Annotated in this window: 11 protein-coding genes; 6 read left to right on the top strand and 5 right to left on the bottom strand. The window is 56.2% G+C overall.

Annotated features, from left to right (window positions below; genetic code table 11):
- The first annotated feature begins 188 nt into the window (after positions 1–188).
- On the top strand, positions 189–782 hold the full coding sequence (locus tag H6G07_RS21775) for a hypothetical protein (RefSeq protein WP_073610297.1): 594 nt from the start codon (positions 189–191) through the stop codon (positions 780–782).
- A 241-nt stretch (positions 783–1,023) separates the two neighbouring features.
- On the opposite strand, the gene H6G07_RS21770 is transcribed toward H6G07_RS21775, so the two are convergent.
- Positions 1,024–1,290 (bottom strand): hypothetical protein, encoded by a 267-nt coding sequence (locus tag H6G07_RS21770; RefSeq protein ID WP_073610296.1) that lies wholly within the window; start codon positions 1,288–1,290, stop codon positions 1,024–1,026.
- Between the two features lie 504 nt (positions 1,291–1,794).
- Here H6G07_RS21770 and H6G07_RS21765 point away from each other — a divergent pair.
- On the top strand, positions 1,795–3,060 hold the full coding sequence (locus H6G07_RS21765) for a DEAD/DEAH box helicase (RefSeq protein ID WP_073610295.1): 1,266 nt from the start codon (positions 1,795–1,797) through the stop codon (positions 3,058–3,060).
- Between the two features lie 252 nt (positions 3,061–3,312).
- Here the strand turns inward: H6G07_RS21765 and ppk1 are convergent, their stop codons facing one another.
- The gene (gene ppk1, locus H6G07_RS21760) at positions 3,313–5,472 is read right to left on the bottom strand and encodes a polyphosphate kinase 1 (protein ID WP_073610294.1); all 2,160 of its coding nucleotides are present in this window, start codon (positions 5,470–5,472) and stop codon (positions 3,313–3,315) included.
- A gap of 253 nt (positions 5,473–5,725) precedes the next feature.
- Here ppk1 and atpD point away from each other — a divergent pair, with 253 nt between their 5' ends.
- Together atpD and atpC are read left to right on the top strand one after the other, a co-directional pair.
- Positions 5,726–7,180: a F0F1 ATP synthase subunit beta gene (gene atpD / locus H6G07_RS21755; RefSeq protein WP_073610293.1), complete on the top strand. Its 1,455-nt coding sequence runs from the start codon at positions 5,726–5,728 to the stop codon at positions 7,178–7,180.
- 71 nt (positions 7,181–7,251) lie between these two features.
- The gene (gene atpC / locus H6G07_RS21750; protein WP_073610292.1) at positions 7,252–7,659 is read left to right on the top strand and encodes an ATP synthase F1 subunit epsilon; all 408 of its coding nucleotides are present in this window, start codon (positions 7,252–7,254) and stop codon (positions 7,657–7,659) included.
- 156 nt (positions 7,660–7,815) lie between these two features.
- On the opposite strand, the gene H6G07_RS21745 is transcribed toward atpC, so the two are convergent.
- On the bottom strand, positions 7,816–8,133 hold the full coding sequence (locus H6G07_RS21745) for a 30S ribosomal protein PSRP-3 (protein ID WP_280522658.1): 318 nt from the start codon (positions 8,131–8,133) through the stop codon (positions 7,816–7,818).
- 68 nt (positions 8,134–8,201) lie between these two features.
- Between H6G07_RS21745 and H6G07_RS21740 the strand changes: the two genes are divergently transcribed.
- A complete protein-coding gene (locus H6G07_RS21740) occupies positions 8,202–9,014 on the top strand; it encodes a TIGR01548 family HAD-type hydrolase (RefSeq protein ID WP_073610290.1) in 813 nt (270 codons plus the stop codon).
- Between the two features lie 94 nt (positions 9,015–9,108).
- Here H6G07_RS21740 and H6G07_RS21735 read toward each other — a convergent pair whose 3' ends face one another.
- On the bottom strand, positions 9,109–9,915 hold the full coding sequence (locus H6G07_RS21735; RefSeq protein ID WP_084173456.1) for a DUF4114 domain-containing protein: 807 nt from the start codon (positions 9,913–9,915) through the stop codon (positions 9,109–9,111).
- Positions 9,916–10,328: 413 nt separating this feature from the next.
- Between H6G07_RS21735 and H6G07_RS21730 the strand changes: the two genes are divergently transcribed.
- Positions 10,329–11,282 (top strand): LysR family transcriptional regulator, encoded by a 954-nt coding sequence (locus H6G07_RS21730; protein ID WP_073610288.1) that lies wholly within the window; start codon positions 10,329–10,331, stop codon positions 11,280–11,282.
- 155 nt (positions 11,283–11,437) lie between these two features.
- Here the strand turns inward: H6G07_RS21730 and thrC are convergent, their stop codons facing one another.
- On the bottom strand, positions 11,438–12,550 hold the full coding sequence (thrC, locus tag H6G07_RS21725) for a threonine synthase (RefSeq protein ID WP_073610287.1): 1,113 nt from the start codon (positions 12,548–12,550) through the stop codon (positions 11,438–11,440).
- Positions 12,551–12,804 lie beyond the last annotated feature (254 nt).

The following is a 12,804-nucleotide window of genomic DNA, read 5'->3' as shown; positions in this document are numbered from 1 at the left end:
CTCCCCTATCGGCATAACGCTTGTCTTCCTTGAGAGAGACGCGATCGGGCACCCATTTATTCCCCCTAGCTATTCACTTGGGTAGAGAGGATCTTGCCATGTCGATTGTTACATTTGGCACAGTTGAAAGGGACATCTACAGATAAGAACCCCTATCTAAATCGTCCGATAAAGAGGCCAATACTATTATGTCTACTCGCAATACCAATCCTCGTAACCAAGATTTTGAAGCATCAGTTAACGCGCGACCAGCAACCCCAGACGAAGTTGCCTACCGTGACGGCTACGTCAGTGGTAAGTCAACCGAGCAGCTAGAGCAGGAGCGCCGTCGGGCCGAAGAAGCCAGAATTTACGAAGAAAACGCTAGGCTCCGGGCCGACAACGGCGTTTCTACGGGTCTCATTCTAGGTTTGGTACTAGCGGCTGTAGCTGTTGTAGTTGGTGCCGTTGTCTACGTCTACAGCGATGCCAACGACGGCACCCTTATCCCTGTCCCTACGGCCCCGGCCCCGGAGACCCAAACCCCAGAACCCACCAACGAGACCACCATTATTGAGCGCACCATCGAGCGCACCCAGGAAGCTGTGCCCGTTCCTACCGCTCCTGCTCCTAGTGCTCCCGCTCCCACCGTTCAGCCTCCCGACATTAACGTTGAGCTAAACAATCCTGTCGCACCGGCTCCTAGCGCCGCCCCCGAGGCTCCCAGCGCGGCTCCCGAAAGCCCGGCCCAGCCTGAAGCTGAGGCTAATCAACCGGCAACCCAAGATACTCAGCCCCAGTAGCTACGCCAAACTTGGCCGTTTGATCGGCTAAGTCTAAGACATTCGCAGAGAAGTCTCGATTAGTTGCGACTTGCACAGGTTATGGAGAACTGTCTATGACGGTTCTCCTTTTTGCTATGGTGACGGTTCAAATTTGACAGCGGCTATGGCCGAGCGAAATTTGTTTAGACCGTTGCCCCTAGGATTCTGGAGACAGAAACCGTAGGGGCAAACAGCTATGGACTTCGATCTGCTCTAAGCGTTATGAGTCGGCGAACACGTAGCGAGTTAGCACTCGCATTGATTCCCGTTGGCGATCGGTGGGGATGGCTTTGCTCCATTCGATTGAGTCAGAAAAACCCACGTGGCTCATTTCCAAAATGACTCGGTTTATGGCCGTGGGGCGGCCAATGACGAGAATGCGAACCTTGTCGCGATGCTCAGAGGCTGACCCCTCGGGGCGATCGCTGCCCGAAGGCGTAGCCTCATGCTCGGACGAGGCGTTGGCATACAAAAAAGTTTTAGGCATAGTGGCTTACGGGATAGGGAGTTCAACATATAGCTGCGGTGACGACTCAGGCAGTGATCAAAACGTTGAATAACCCAGTGAGGAAATGGCTAGAGCCACGTTCCCAAGGCATGGAGGTACACCTATCCCTAGCGTATTCACAGTACTGGCTAACGGTGCTTTACATCAGTGAATTTACGGAGACTTTAAAGTTGGCGAGGGCGGTCTTCTGGTCAGATTAGGCCAATAATTCTTTCTAAAGATGAAATCCGTTCTAAAACTGGCGGTGCCCCTGATCTCTAAGGCCTCATCAGAGCTTTGCCAAAGCTGACTGACTAAGGCGTTTGCCTGCCCGGCGTCAATCCTGCGACTTATCTGCTAGGATGTAGCTTCGTCCAGCCATCCGGTCTGCGCTGGCCAACAGAATTTGCTTAGCAGCCGTTCTTTTGATTAAATTCACTGCTCTTATGACTGGGCCCAGGTAGTTGATTTGGGATAGGGGCACCATTCGGAGCAAAAAACTAAATGACTTTTGAGCAACTCGGTCTTGCGGCCGGTCTTCTGCGTGCGGTTGCCGATCAGGGTTACACCGAACCCACGCCGATTCAGCTAAAGGCAATCCCCGCGATTTTAGACGGGCAAGACATCTTAGCCAGTGCCCAAACGGGTACGGGCAAAACGGCAGGCTTTACGCTGCCGATGTTGCAGCGGTTAGCCGAAAACAAGAGCACAGGGCGACGCCTGCCCCGTGCGCTAATTCTGACTCCTACCCGTGAGCTGGCCGCTCAGGTGGGCGATAGTGTCACGACCTACGGCAAGCACCTGCCCTTTCGTGCAGCAATGATTTACGGCGGCGTTAGCTTTGGCGGCCAAATTCGCCAGTTGCGCCAGGGAGTCGATATTTTGATCGCCACCCCGGGCCGTTTGCTTGACCACGTCAGCCAGGGCACCATTGACCTCAGTGCCGTGGAGATTTTGGTGCTGGATGAGTGCGATCGCATGCTCGACATGGGCTTCATCCACGACATTCGCAAGATCATGGGTCGTCTGCCCGACGAGCGTCAGACTTTGATGTTCTCGGCCACTTTCTCTAAGCCGATTCAGCAGCTGGCTCACACCTTGCTGAAGTCGCCAGTGCAGATTGAGGTCGCCCAGCGCAACACTACGGCTGAACGCGTTGAACAGGTCGTGCACCCCGTCGATCGCCACCGCAAGCGGGAATTGCTGTCCCACATCATTGGTTTCCACAACTGGCAGCAGGTGCTGGTGTTTACCCGCACTAAGCACGGTGCCAACCGCCTGGCTGAGCAGCTAGCTAAAGACGGCCTGAAAACCGCCGCTATTCACGGCAACAAGACCCAGGCGGCCCGCGCCCGCGCCCTGAAAGATTTCAAACAGGGTCGGGTGCGCGTGCTGGTAGCAACTGACGTTGCCTCTCGCGGCATTGATATCGATCAGCTGCCCTACGTGGTCAACTTTGAGATGCCCAACGTGCCCGAAGACTATGTGCACCGCATTGGCCGCACTGGCCGGGCGGGCAACGAGGGTCGCGCCGTGTCGCTCATTAGCGACGATGAGCTACCTCTACTGATCAGCATTGAGCGCATGCTCAAGCAGACGATTACCCAAGACATCGTGCCTGGTTACGAGCCGTCCTTTTCCTCTGATACGACTCGGGTTAGATCGGCTGCGGCTCCAGCTAGCCCCCGTCGCCAGCGTCCCCGTCGCCGCAGTGGCGGCAGCAGCCCTAGCGCTCCCCGCCGCGCTGGCGCTGCTGGTGCCAGAGGCTAATTGGCCTTGCCAAGGGATGACTTAACTTTCCCTTGGCCAGCTAAACTGCGCTGACAAAAATCCCCTTTGCCTTCTCAATTGAGAAAGCAGAGGGGATTTTTGATGGAAAGGTCGCTTGGGGACTGGCTGAGCGATCGCATCCTTAACCCCAAGCCAGGTTCAAATCCAATCGCTTCCAGTCCAAAAACATCCCTAGACGAACTGCCGTTCGCGACCTCCGACCCGGTTTTCACCAGGATGCGGCCTAAACCCCTACATTGTGTCGCGCTTTAGGGCATAGGCCATCAGCATGGCGTGGGTGCCGCGCTCCTCCTCCCCATCGAGGGGGCGGCGCTGGGTATAGGTACCGTCAGCAGCCATCTCCCAAGCCTGGCGGTTGTCGGCCTGCAAAATGTCGAGAATGTTTTGCAGTTCCTTGATCAACTTCGGGTCTTCAATCGGCACAACCGCTTCCACTCGGCGATCGAGGTTGCGGGTCATCCAGTCGGCGCTGCCGATGTAGTACTCGGGCTGTCCACTGTTGTGGAAGCAGAAGATGCGGGAGTGCTCTAAGAACCGACCGATGACGCTAATCACGCGGATGTTCTCGCTGACGCCAGGTATACCGGGTCGCAGACAGCAGATGCCGCGCACAATCAAGTCAATTTCGACCCCCGCCTGGGATGCTTCATAGAGCAACCGAATAATGCGACCATCGACCAGGGAATTCATCTTGGCCACAATTTTGCCCTGGCCACCGCCCTGGGCATGGTCAATTTCGCGGCGAATCAGGGCTTCCATGCGATCGCGCAGCGTCAGCGGGGCCACCAGCAGCTTGCGGTAAGCCTTCTGGCGCGAGTAGCCGGTGAGAAAGTTGAACAAATCGCTGAGGTCAGCCCCCAGTTCCTCCTGACCGCTAAACAAACTGAGGTCAGTGTAGAGCCTCGACGTTTTGGAGTTGTAGTTGCCGGTGCCAATATGCACATAGCGGCGAATGTTGTCGCCCTCTTCGCGCACTACCAGGGTGGTTTTGGTGTGGGTTTTAAGCCCCACAATGCCGTAGACCACGTGCACCCCGGCATCTTCCAGCTTTTTAGCCCACTCTATATTGTTGGCCTCATCGAAGCGGGCCTTGAGTTCGACCAGGGCCACCACCTGCTTGCGATTTTCTGCCGCTGTGATCAGTGCTTTGATAATGGGTGAGTCACCAGATGTGCGGTAGAGCGTTATTTTAATCGTCAGCACCTTGGGGTCGACAGCCGCCTGGGTAATAAACTCCTGCACCGAGGCCCGAAACGATTCGTAGGGGTGGTGGACCAAGATATCGCCATCTCGCAGGGCGGCAAAGAAATTGGGCGGGTGCTCAGAATAGTTGCGGTTGCCCTCGTCATCGAGCATCATCACCGGCTTGAGCCGCGGGGGAACTAGGCGCGTCCAGGGTTTATCTTTGAGTTCTGGCAAGGGCAGCGATAGAAAAAAGAATAGATCTCTCAGATTCAATAGGCCATCAATCTCATAGATGCGATCGCTGCCTACCCCTAACTCGCGCATCAACCCTTCTTTTAGATCAGCGGGCATCGTGCTTTCGATCTCAACCCGGCAGATAAACCCCTCCAGTCGCCGCTTGCTGATTTCTTTTGCAATCGCCAGCAGCAGGTCGTCGGCTTCATCCTCTAACACTGGGAAGTCGGCATCACGGGTAATTCGAAACAAGTGATGGCTGACGATTGTCATGCCCGGAAACAGATAGCCCAGATTTTCGGCAATCACCTGCTCCAGGGGCACGCCAATCCAGACGCAGGGTTTGCCTTTGTAGGTGCACAGCGGCTCGGGCATGCCTACAAAACGGGGTAGGTTGCTGGGCACTTTAACGCGGGCAAAGCGCTCAACTCCAGTATCGGGGTCGGCCACCTTGACCGCCAGGTTCAAGCTCAGGTTCGACATCCGCGGAAACGGGTGGGACGGGTCAACGCTGAGCGGCGTCAGCACCGGAAAGATCCGCTTCTCAAAGTAGTCCTTTAAAAAGAAGAGCTGCTCTTTGGTGAGGTCGCGATAGTTTTGCAGGTAAACCCCGTGCTTAGTTAGAGCTGGGCGCAGCTCGTGCTCAAAGGTGCGCTGCTGAAGCGCGATCTTTTCAATTAGGTGCGATCGCATGATCTCTAGCTGCTTAATCGGCGTCAGCTTATCAGGCGTCTCAGGATGCACGTCCGCCTCAGCCTGCTCCATGACGCCCGAGATGCGCACCATAAAAAACTCGTCCAGATTGTCGCTGTAGATCGCCAAAAGCTTCAGACGTTCCAGCAGCGGCGTGCGAGGGTCAAGAGCCTCATGGAGCACACGCTCGTTGAATCCCAGCCAGCTAACTTCGCGATTGATGTAGTACTGCGGGGCACTTAAATCAGCGCTCTGGTCGGCCACCTTCACTTTTGCCATGGCTTTCCTTAACCCCCCAATTGTGTTGTCAGGGCATTTTAGCGATGCAACCTAATGGTTTGGTTAAGGCGCAGCGCTATACCGATCATCGAAACCTAGGAATGCCTTTACCCTAACAAACCGAGGTTCAGATAAAGTCGGCGCGATCGTCGTGGCGGTAACGCTCTAGTGATACTCTGAATGATGGCGCTTTAGAATGTAACAGTAAATTAAAAGCGACCGAGACAGCTGATCATACGGAATAGGCGCAAGCATGGTCACCACAGCAGAACAAACCAACGTTGGCTACATTACTCAAGTTATTGGCCCAGTTGTAGACATTAAGTTTACGGCTGGTGAAATGCCAAAGATCTACAACGCTCTGAAAATTCAGGGCACAAACCCCGCTGGCAACGAAGTTGCCGTTACCTGCGAAGTGCAGCAGCTCCTGGGCGATTCCCAGGTGCGGGCCGTTTCGATGAGCACCACCGACGGTCTAGTGCGGGGCATGAAAGTTGTCGATACTGGCCTTCCCATTAGCGTGCCCGTAGGCGCTGCTACCCTGGGCCGAATTTTCAACGTGCTGGGTGAGCCCGTAGACGAAAAAGGGCCTGTCAATGTTGACACCACTTCCCCTATTCACCGCTCTGCTCCTAAGTTCACCGAGCTAGAGACTCAGCCCTCGGTGTTTGAGACCGGCATTAAGGTGATTGACCTGCTGGCACCCTACCGTCGCGGCGGCAAAGTAGGGCTGTTTGGCGGTGCGGGCGTTGGCAAAACTGTACTGATTCAAGAACTGATCAACAACATCGCTAAAGAGCACGGTGGTGTGTCGGTGTTTGGCGGTGTCGGCGAGCGCACTCGCGAAGGCAACGACCTCTACAACGAATTCATCGAGTCTGGCGTGATCAACGCCGACGACCTGGGCAAGTCTAAGGTCGCCCTGGTCTACGGCCAAATGAACGAACCCCCCGGGGCACGCATGCGCGTGGCGCTGTCGGCGCTGACCATGGCCGAATACTTCCGCGATGTCAACAAGCAAGACGTGCTGCTGTTCATCGACAATATCTTCCGCTTTGTGCAGGCCGGTTCTGAAGTATCGGCACTGCTGGGCCGCATGCCCTCCGCTGTGGGCTATCAGCCCACCCTGGGTACCGACATGGGTGACCTGCAAGAGCGCATTACCTCTACCCTAGAGGGCTCCATCACCTCTATTCAAGCGGTATACGTGCCTGCGGACGACCTTACCGACCCCGCTCCGGCGACCACCTTTGCCCACCTTGACGCTACCACCGTGCTGTCTCGGGCTTTGGCCTCCAAGGGCATCTACCCCGCTGTGGATCCCCTAGACTCTGCTTCCACTATGCTGCAGCCCAGCGTTGTGGGCGAAGAGCACTACAGAACCGCTCGGGCCGTGCAGTCTACCCTCCAGCGCTACAAAGAACTGCAAGACATCATCGCCATTCTGGGTCTAGATGAGCTGTCTGAGGACGATCGCACTGTGGTGGCCCGCGCCCGCAAGATCGAGCGTTTCCTCTCCCAACCCTTCTTTGTGGCTGAAGTGTTTACCGGTGCGCCTGGTAAGTACGTTTCTTTGGAAGACAACATCAAAGCCTTCAACCAGATTCTCTCTGGGGAGCTAGATGACATCCCTGAGCAGTGCTTCTACCTCAAGGGCGGCATTGAAGAAGTGTTCGAAGCCGCTGAAAAGATCAAGGCCGAGAAGTAGCTTCTGCTGTTGGGGGCTTGAAATAGTTCTGGCCCCCGACATCCTGTCATAATCCCTATTGCATTCTTGCTATGGCATTAACCGTTCGTGTAATTGCCCCAGACAAAACCGTCTGGGACTCTGAGGCAGAAGAGGTCATTTTGCCCAGCACCACTGGTCAGCTAGGCATCTTGGCTGGCCACGCTCCTCTCCTCACCGCCCTCGATATCGGGGTGATGCGGGTGAGAGCTGACAAAGAGTGGGTGCCCATCGCACTGATGGGTGGTTTTGCTGAAGTTGACAGCAACGAAGTCATTATTCTGGTCAACGGTGCCGAGCGGGGCGATGCGATCGATCTCGCCCAAGCCCAGACTGCTTATCAGGAAGCCGAAGCTCGCCTGAGCGAGGTTGATTCAGAAGACAAGTCGGCTACGATGCAGGCCCGTCAAGGTCTCAAGCGTGCCAGAGCCAAGCTTCAGGCGGCTGGCGGTCTCAAGTAGCCTGCTGGCAATGACCAAGTATTCAAAAGCCCACCGACTGTTTAATCGGTGGGCTTTTGAATGAGTTCATCTAATTGGAGGTTTAGCAGCGAGGGATGTTCTAAACCGAAGCTCTTAGCCAAGCTTTAATGCTTAGTTAAATGCTAGATCTAACCATCACGAACTACCGGTAAAGGTAATTTCGGGGAAACGATCCTGAGCCTCGGTTAGGGGTTTGCCCTTACCTTCTTCCTGCCAGTAGTTAATAATCTCGGTAGCCTGGTTGAGAATTTCAACCCGCTCCTCTTCTTCAATCCAGGGCTTGCTCTCAAGCTCTGTTTTCATTTGTTCCCAGGCATCGTTACGGGGCCAGAAGAAATAAGAGGTGAGCGGGCTAGTGCCCTTACCTACCACCTGATCAACCGCCAGCGCAACGTCGCCTTCTAGCCAGAGTACTTTTAGGACAAATCTGGACAAGTAAACCTCCGCTGCAATTCCAAAAATACTACAGTCTATAATTCTATCACCTTGCTTCCCTGCTCTCTACCCTAAGTCTGCATTCTATGACCTCTTTGGCTGCCCCTCGGGCGATCGCAGTGTTTGATATTGACGGCGTACTGCGGGATGTAGGCAATTCTTATCGCCGCGCCCTGGCCGATACTGTGGAAGAGTTTACCGGTGGTCAATATCGGCCCACGTCGGAGGAAATTGACGAATTAAAAGGCGAGGGACAGTGGAATAACGACTGGGAAGGCTCCCAGGAACTGGTCTATCGCTATTTTGAGGCCCAGGGGAAAAGTCGGGATGCGATCGCCCTCAACTACGACCAGATCGTCGAGTTCTTTCAGGGTCGCTACCGGGGGCCTGACCTCGAAGACCCTAACCAATGGACAGGCTACATTACCCAGGAGCCTCTGCTGGTGGATGCAGCTTACTTTGAAGGGCTGACGCGCGATCGCATTCCCTGGGGATTCTTTAGCGGGGCTACCCAAGGGTCGGCTCGCTTTGTGCTGGAGCGGCGACTGGGGCTGAGCAATCCGGTGCTCGTAGCCATGGAAGATGCTCCCGGTAAACCTGACCCTACCGGGCTGCTAGCAGTGGTGGAGCAGCTAACGGCTCAACACAGTCTCCCCGCTGACCTGCCGGTGATCTACGCTGGCGATACCGTCGCCGATATGCAGACCGTTGTGCAGGCCCAGGCCAACTACCCCCAGCGGCGATGGCTAGGGGTGGGCATTCTACCGCCCCACGTGGTGGCAGGGATAGTCGCCTACCGTGATGCCTACCGCGATGCCCTCAAAAAGGCTGGGGCTAACGAAGTTGTAAGCGGCATAACAGAGCTAACGGCTGGCGTTATTCATGCACTAGAGCGCTAAAAAAAACGGGAGGTGAGACATCTCACCTCCCGATTACCATCAGGGTGCATATCCAAAAACTATCCGGCGGTTCTATTCGCCGAGGCCAGCCAAACTACGCGGCGGTGGCCTTACGGCGGCGCAGGGTGGTAAACCCACCGATGCCCAGGGCTGCTATGCCGAGCAAAGCCGAGGGTTCAGGCACATCTTCAGCGGGGGGTGCGCCGTGCTGAATGCCGCGCACGGCAAAGATCACGTCGTTGTAGTCGCGATCGCCGCCGCCGACAATATCCTCAAAGCCTAGGATGATCCAGTCTTGGTGCTGGAAGGCCACTACGTGCTGTAGTCCGTTGGGGTTGGCCGCAGCGTCGGTGCCTAGCATCGTGTTGCCGCCGTTTTTGCCGTTCGACTTAATCATAAAATCGAGCTGAGTGGCACCGACGAACGCCCCGAGGCTAACGCCCTGCCCTAGGGCGAGGGGGCCGTTGCTCTCGCTGAGCTTGCTATCGCGAGACGAAATATCGTCGAAGATTTTGCCACCGCTGGTCAAACCGCCGTTGGCATCAGAAGCAGTGTAGAAGAGCTGGTTGCGATACCCTGCCCCTTCATTGATGAAGTAGACCTCAACCGGGTCAACGCCATTCCAAAACAGCTTGCTGGTATCGAGTTCGTACTGGGCCAAAAATCCCTGGGATAGGGCGTTGGCCTCGTTGTTGATGAGTTTTTTAAGCTCCTCTAGGCTGGTAGAAGGCTTGGTGATATTAAGGCTGTTGAGGTTGTCAAACCCGAGGTCAGTGGAAAACTGATTGGGGGTGAGGCTAGCAGCGGACATTTGGGCCTGGACTGGTGCCGCAGCTCCAAGGCCAACAGCTATGACGGCAGCGGCAAGTCCGGCTTTTAAAGGGTGACGGTTGATCAACATCTCCTGGTACCTGGCTAAGAGGTTCAATCGGGTTACATAGGACACCTACCCCATGGGGAGGGCCTTGGGAGGAGCAGGCCGCGTCGCAGTAGCGAGTGGATCTGTTCCAGGGCGAGTCGAACTGGTGTGGCCCGTGTCTAATCTAATTGACCGCTGCGGCGAGAGCCTGAGTAGATACCCGGGTAGATGGATAAAACTTCAGTAAACTTACCCTGTCTAGGTAAAAAATATTGCCAAAAATACTGAGGCATATCCCGTCCTGCTAGGGTCTCTAAAACTGATGCGGGGGTGGCCAACACACCGTAAGGGCTGGGCAGAAATCTAGAGAACCGCAGAAATTGCGAGGGGTCTCTTTCGCTGAGTGGCAAGCAAGGGTTAGTGTCTAGCTTATCCACGTCGAGTAGGACAGCACAATGGCTAAAGCTGACCCCCATCGCCTGAAGCTCTCCCAACTGCGAGCGCTCGTGGCTATTGCCGACCGGGGTTCGTTTAGCGATGCTGCCCTGCACATGGAGCTTTCCCAATCGGCAGTGAGCCACGCCATCGCCACTCTGGAAGAAGAACTGGGGGTGTCATTGCTCAACCGGGGCCGCCAGGGAGCAGTGCTGACGCCGGTGGGTGAACAAATCACTGAGGAAGCCCGGCAGGTGTTGCGATCGCTCTACGCTCTTTGCCGTCGAGCTGACGAAGCCAAGGGGCTGCAAACCGGCGAAGTGCGGATTGCGGCCTTTCGCAGCGTGGCGACCCACATTCTACCGGAGGTGATTCGCCAGTTTCGACAGCAGTACCCTGAGGTAGTGATTGCCATCGATGAGAAATCCCACTATGAAATGGTGGAAAGCGATCTGCGCCAGGGGCGGGCCGATGTGGGGTTTACCTATTTGCCCAGCCGCGATGAGTTTGAGCAGTGGGAACTGCTGCGCGATCGCTACATCATCATCTTGCCGCCGAGCTCCCCACCCCACGCCCCCCTTCCCCAGCCCTTCACCTGGCAAGACTTGGCGGCTTATCCGCTGATTTTGACTCCCAATGATGACGGCGATCGCCAGTACCTCGATCGCCTGCTGCACGGCTGGGATCAGCAGTTGCAGCCCGCCTACGTCGTCCGTGAGGACTCCACTATTCTCAGCATGGTAGAGCGGGGGTTGGGGGCTACCATCATGGCATCCTTGGCAGCAGAGCCTATCCCTGCGGGGTTACGGGTAGCGGAGTTGCCCCAGCCCCTAGAGCGTGTGATTGGGGTAATTGTGCTGCGGGATGCGCTCTTGACCCCGCCGGTCTATGCCTTTTTGGAGCGGCTTAAGGCGGTTTGGCTCCAGTCCCATGCGGCCCAGCCTGCCTCTGATCTAGCCCCAGGGAGCCGGTAGCTCGGTGCCCACCGCCACAAAAAATGCCTCGGCGCTAGGCCGAGGCACACAGGTCGTTGTTGCTCTGGAAGGACGTTGAACGCGGTTCACATTCTCCAGATGTTGACTACAGCAGCACGATTACCGATTTCGGACAGTAGCAAAATCAGCTAGCGTTAAAAGCCCATGGCCTTGGCTAGGATATCAGGGTCTGGGTTCAGCCCCCCTTTGACCTGGTTGTTGCTGTGGGCGATCGCAGTGTCAGGGTCTTTCAAGCCGTTGCCGGTCAGCACACAGACAATATTGATGCCAGCGGGCACCTGGTCTTTGACTTTCAGCAACCCGGCTACCGAAGCGGCGCTAGCGGGTTCACAGAACACCCCCTCCAGAGCCAGTAGGCGATAGGCGTCCAAAATTTCTGCATCGGTGACAGCGTTAAACTCACCCTGGCTGGCGTCGCGCACGGCTTCGGCCTTAGTCCAGCTAGCGGGGTTGCCAATGCGAATGGCGGTGGCGAGGGTTTGCGGGTCGCGCACCACGTGACCATTGACTAAGGGGGCGGCCCCAGCGGCCTGAAAGCCCATCATGCGGGGTAGGCGGCTGCATTTGCGCTGCTGATGGTACTCACAGAACCCCATCCAGTAAGCGGTAATATTGCCCGCGTTGCCCACTGGAATGCACAGCCAGTCGGGGGCATCGCCCATGGCATCAACAATTTCAAAGGCTCCAGTTTTCTGCCCCTCTAGGCGGTAGGGGTTGACTGAGTTAACCAAGGTGATGGGGTAATCTTTCGCCAATTCCTGCACCATGGCGAGTGCATCGTCAAAATTGCCGTTGATGGCCAGCACTTCGGCCCCGTAGAGCAATGCCTGGGCCAGCTTGCCCAAGGCCACATAGCCATCGGGAATCAACACAAAGGCGCGCATGCCGCCTCGGCGGGCGTAGGCGGCGGCAGCGGCAGAGGTGTTGCCCGTGCTGGCGCAAATCACCGCTTCGGCCCCGGCTTCTTTGGCCTTGGAGATGGCCATGGTCATGCCCCGGTCTTTGAAGCTGCCGGTGGGGTTGAGGCCGTCGTACTTGACCCACACCTTGACGTCTTTGCCGATGTGCTGGGCCAGAACGGGCATGGGAATCAGCGGGGTGTTGCCCTCACACAGGGTCACTACCGGAGTCTGATCGGAGACGGGCAGATAGCTTCGATAGGCTTCAATCAGCCCTGGCCAGGGCTGGAGCCCGGCGACGAGAGAGCGGGAAACGGCGGTGGCGGCAGGGTTTACGCTTAGGGTCACGGTAGGTTGACAGGTAGGATGGAAGGCTAAAAACGATGGAGCGAGACCTGGCCCAAGGCTCAGCCTTTGTTTCCTAGTTTACCGTGAGCCTTGACCTCAACCGATCAAGAGCCGTGCTTTTAGCGCCGACGAGGTTAAGATTTCTGTCCCAGGGAGGATCTCCCAGTTGGCAAACTGCTCCAAGCTGGCTCCGCTGTTTGCGATCGCCTGGTTTAAGATTAGTTGCTAGACAGGATGGTTAAAATGTCTTAACT

Source organism: Phormidium tenue FACHB-1052 (genome assembly GCF_014696675.1).
GTDB lineage: Bacteria > Cyanobacteriota > Cyanobacteriia > Phormidesmidales > Phormidesmidaceae > Nodosilinea > Nodosilinea tenuis_A.
This window is presented reverse-complemented; position numbering and strand designations above follow the sequence as displayed.